The organism is Lactobacillus sp. WILCCON 0149 (genome assembly GCF_057197965.1).
On sequence record NZ_JBUBHO010000023.1, the window covers coordinates 1 to 1,901 of the forward strand.

At 42.5% G+C, this 1,901-nt stretch carries 2 protein-coding genes; both read left to right on the top strand.

Annotated features, from left to right (window positions below):
- The first annotated feature begins 223 nt into the window (after positions 1–223).
- Positions 224–1,279, top strand: coding sequence for a HEAT repeat domain-containing protein (locus ACYVUV_RS12285; RefSeq protein ID WP_484499569.1), 1,056 nt, complete (start codon positions 224–226; stop codon positions 1,277–1,279).
- A gap of 53 nt (positions 1,280–1,332) precedes the next feature.
- Positions 1,333–1,827: a hypothetical protein gene (locus ACYVUV_RS12290; RefSeq protein WP_484499570.1), complete on the top strand. Its 495-nt coding sequence runs from the start codon at positions 1,333–1,335 to the stop codon at positions 1,825–1,827.
- Positions 1,828–1,901: the final 74 nt, after the last annotated feature.

Here is a 1,901-nt window from a genome sequence, read left to right on the forward strand (position 1 = left end):
GCTTGATTACTTTAAGCGGCTTGTTAGCGATCTTAACTTGACCGAAAAACAAGCGATAGACTTCTTAGGCTGCACGCCAGCTGATTTGGAAAACTACAAGAAGCTGATCGCAGAAAGCAACGATCAAAAGTAAAATCACAATAAACACAATATTTCAGAGGACTTAAACACTACATTTAACTGTTTGAGTCCTTTTTGTTTTTAAAAAAGAGAGGACATAACATTGACTACTTACAAGTTAACAAAGGCGTTTGAAGACTATTATGGTGAACAGCAAGGCTATTATGGTAAAAAGTACTGGGAACGCTATTATGGCCAAAATTACTGGGAACAAACTGATGAGCAACTTGATAGGCTTATTAAAGGAGAGCGCGATGATCGCGAGCTTGCGGCTTGGTTTGGCCGTGGTAAGGACTTAGATATTCTCGTTCATGATGAGTGGTATCGTGTACGCCTGGCTGTTGCGACAAATGGCAGAGAGAAAGATCTTGATGTCTTAGTTTACGATGAGAACCCATACGTACGCCAAACTGTGGCTAAATACGGTAGAGATAAGGATTTGGATATCTTAGTCAACGACCCCGACGTAATTGTCCGCTGTGAGGTAGCTTGTAGAGGACGTGATAAGGATCTTGATATCCTTGTACATGATGACGAATGGGCAGTGCGTGATGCAGTTGCTCTTAACGCTCGCAATAAGGATTTAGATATCCTCGTTCATGACGAAGATATGCTGGTACGCGAGACAGTTGCACAATTTGGCCGTGATAAAGATCTTGAGATCCTTATCCATGACCCGGAACGTTTCGTTCGGGCAGCGACTGCTGAAAACAAAAATATCAGTGATAAAGCTTTAAAGTTTCTTGCCCATGATCCCGACTGGATGGTACGTCGCGCGGTCGCTGAACAAGGAAAGGATGAGATTTTAGCTACTCTTGTCAGTGATCCAGAGCCGTTAGTACGTGAGGCGGTTGCCGATTACGGCGGCAGTAAATATTTGGATATCCTTGTTCATGACTCAGATTTTGACGTTCGTATAGCAGTAGCCAAGCGGAAAAGAAATAAGGATCTTGACATCCTCGTTCATGATAGTACAGTAATGGTGCGTCAAGTAGTAGCTAGCCAGGGAAGAGATAAGGATTTAGACATTCTTGTTCATGATGAATGCCCTCGCGTGCGTTTGATAGTAGCACAGCAGGGACATGGCAAAGACCTCGAGATTCTTGTATATGACGAGAATCCGCAGGTTCGTGAAGTTGCTAAAAGCAAGATGTTCTAGTATTCTGCAGACATTAACATAGGAACGAAAAAACAACACAGGAGAAAAATAATATGGCGATTATTTTGATAGTATTAGTTGCGATTGTCAGCATTGCAGTTGTTTTTGCAATGAATTCTCGGGAACGGGAACAAGCTGACAAAAAGGCACTAAAAGCCAAAGAAGAAGCAAAAAAAGATGAGGAAATTCCGTTGTCGGTGGTCAGAGATCGTCCATATACCAACATACGGATTGATTTCCCAGACATTGAAAAGCAGCTTAACCGCTGGTACGTTGATGTACATTATTCAAGTGTCAGCATCGATGACGTTGATAAGAAAAAGCGTGTTACTGTAAAGAAAGACAAAGCCGATAAAAGCAGTAAAACAGATACAGCTGATAAGCATCAAGATCATACAGATTCCGAAGTGCCTGATTATGCTGCATTTGAGAAGAATCGTGACCGACTCAGCAACGTCTGGATTGACACCAATGGTGAAATCCTTGACTCTACTGACTTGGTTAAAGCCAGAGCAGATCAGATTCTTTACGACAACGACGAGGAATAATGAACCTTTTAGTATAAGCAGCATCCCTCTCATGGAGAAATCTATGGGGCAGGGGAGGCTGCTTTTGTTTGGGC